This is a genomic window from Methylotenera sp. (assembly GCF_030653755.1).
Lineage (GTDB): Bacteria > Pseudomonadota > Gammaproteobacteria > Burkholderiales > Methylophilaceae > Methylotenera.
This window is the reverse complement of sequence record NZ_JAURYU010000009.1, coordinates 1-1054: the sequence shown is the minus strand read 5'-3', so window position 1 is coordinate 1054 and position 1054 is coordinate 1. Positions and strand designations below refer to the sequence as shown.

At 41.5% G+C, this 1054-nt stretch carries 1 pseudogene; it reads right to left on the bottom strand.

The features are described 5' to 3' along the window. Positions 1-1054 (bottom strand): annotated as a pseudogene (locus Q7U33_RS01685) (filamentous hemagglutinin); the annotation flags it as partial.

Below are 1054 nucleotides of genomic sequence, written 5' to 3'. Positions count from 1 at the left end.
TTCCCACTATAGAAGTCTTTAACTGGCTAACAGTAGTGCCAGTTGTCACTTTTCCCCATCCCTTGGTACCGCCGCCGCTTAAATCCCAACTGCGTGTCACGCCCCATTTAGAGTCTTTTACCGTATATACATCCGCCGTTTTATCATAAGGAACGCCAGGTTTCGCTTCTGAAATAGGCACTAATTTACCGTTATAAAATAGATTGGTTTCTTTTATAGCGCCAGCTTCATAAGTAGTTGAGCCGCCTGACACATTCAGTACAGAACCTTTCTCAGCGATTATTTCATTGGGTGTAGATAAAGTAATTACGCCTGCTTTGGTCATCTTTTCGGCGACTGTTGCACCTTTTAAAGCCAGAAAAGGCTGAATATCAAATAATTCTGTACCTTTTCTGGCATCAACAAACACCGTATCTTTAAATAAACCTGTATCACGCAATATAGGCGCATCTTTTAATTGATCTGAAAATAGCTGAATCTCAAGCTGGTTACGCGACATTGGCGCCACCGCATCTACGCCAGAAACGTCAATCTCCGCATTGTTACCCAAATAGATTCTGCTTAAAATTCCATTTGGATTTTGGCTATTTAATACTGCTGATGCCGGATTTAGAGCTGCAATAGTCACATTACCGCCTTTAGCACTTATTTTTCCATCAATATTAACTAAAGCAGCTTCAATTTTTACCTCAGAGGTTTTAAATGCTTGTGATGCTATCGTTTCCTCTTTATTTGCATATTCTGGTTTCACTTCAGTAATGCTATCTTTAGCTAACGTCACAATACCATTACGTGCACCAGTAACATTCACACCCACTACGCCCACTTTATCTTGAGCAAGTAAGTGTATAGAACCATTGGCACGCACCGATGTGGTGGCCGTTAATGTACCAGCCTGATTTACTGCCAAGCCCATCATGGTGATATTGCCACGTTCAGCCACTATTTTGCCTAAATTGGTTGCCGTACCGCCAGAATCCACTTCAACCAAAAACCCTGCAGGGTCTTTGCTGGATTGTAAATATACTTTTTTACCAGCTGCTAAAATAGTCTG